The following is a 1,174-nucleotide window of genomic DNA, read 5'->3' as shown; positions in this document are numbered from 1 at the left end:
CGTCAACCACCACAACCCGGCGTGTCGCTGACCTGGGGAAGCACCCGCTTTAGCCGGTTAAGAGGGACGAGCCCACCCTGCCCATCGACTGGGTGACCCCGATCCGGCCGCAGGCGGCCCGGAAGTTCTTCGCGGTGTACTCGCTGCCCTGATCGGTGTGCATGATCACCTCGCCGATCGCGTCCTTGCCGCCGCGGACCGCGACCGCCATCCGCAGCGCCGCGGTGGTCAGGTCGGCATCGTGATGCTCACCGATCCCGAACCCCACGATGCGCCGCGAGCCCATATCCAACACGCTGTCGAGGTAGAGCTTGCCTTCGTCGGTGGGGATCTCGGTGCCATCCCCGTACCACTTGTGGTTGAGCCGATCGGTGCCGAAGTTCCGGCCGATCAGGTCCGGTGCCCGCCACTTCCCGCGGCCCTGCCGGGTGGTCTGCTTGCGGCGCCGTCTGCGACGAGCAGCCAGCCCGAGCTCGCGCATCAAGGCCGCGACGGTGTTCTCGCTCACCGACCAGCCCTCATCACGCAGGTCGGCGGTGATGCGCGGGGACCCGTAGCGGCCGCGGTGCTTGGCGAACAGCCGAGCGATCTCGACCTTCAACTGCTCGCGGCGGGCGTGCTGCGGCGAGGGGTCGCCGTGACGCCACTTGTAGAACCACGCCGCAGACACCGACAGCGCTCGACACGCGGTCGCATGCGGAATCCCGTGCACTGCCCTCTGGGCGGCGATGAAGGTGGCCATCTCAACCTGTCCGGCTACCGGCCCATCGCCTCGTCCACCCAGAGGGCCACCGAACGCTTGAGCACATCACGCTGCATCCGCAGCTCGGTGGTCTCCTTCCGCAGCCGGGCCAGCTCGGCCCGCTCGGACTCGCTCAACTCGCCGTCACCCTCGCCGGCCGCAGCACGGGCCTTGGCACACCAGTTGCCCAGCGTGCCCTCGTTGACGCCCAGCTCCCGAGCCACCTGCGCGATCGGCTTCCCGGTCTCGACCACCAGCGCCACCGCGCCCTGCTTGAAGTCCTCGTCGTACTTCCGATAGTTCCTCGTCACCATCGCCACTCATCTCCTCAAAGGCGATGCCTCCACGCTACGAGGGGAAGCCCAGGCACGCCATCTGGCTTGGGCGGCTTCGATGAGCTTGAAGGCCATCGCGATGCCGGCCGCGCGGGAG

At 68.4% G+C, this 1,174-nt stretch carries 2 protein-coding genes; both read right to left on the bottom strand.

The features are described from left to right. Nucleotides 1-49 precede the first annotated feature (49 nt). Nucleotides 50-742 (bottom strand): IS3 family transposase, encoded by a 693-nt coding sequence (locus tag ACYVKX_RS19040; RefSeq protein WP_460835257.1) that lies wholly within the window; start codon nucleotides 740-742, stop codon nucleotides 50-52. A gap of 14 nt (nucleotides 743-756) precedes the next feature. Next, nucleotides 757-1,056, bottom strand: coding sequence for a transposase (locus ACYVKX_RS19035; RefSeq protein WP_460835256.1), 300 nt, complete (start codon nucleotides 1,054-1,056; stop codon nucleotides 757-759). Nucleotides 1,057-1,174 lie beyond the last annotated feature (118 nt).

This window comes from Nocardioides hungaricus, from assembly GCF_054782915.1.
This window is presented reverse-complemented; position numbering and strand designations above follow the sequence as displayed.

Coding starts and splice junctions, on each gene's coding strand:
- ACYVKX_RS19040 (WP_460835257.1), bottom strand. CDS start 742: ATGGCCACCTTCATCGCCGCCCAGAGGGCAGTGCACGGGATTCCGCAT.
- ACYVKX_RS19035 (WP_460835256.1), bottom strand. CDS start 1,056: ATGGTGACGAGGAACTATCGGAAGTACGACGAGGACTTCAAGCAGGGC.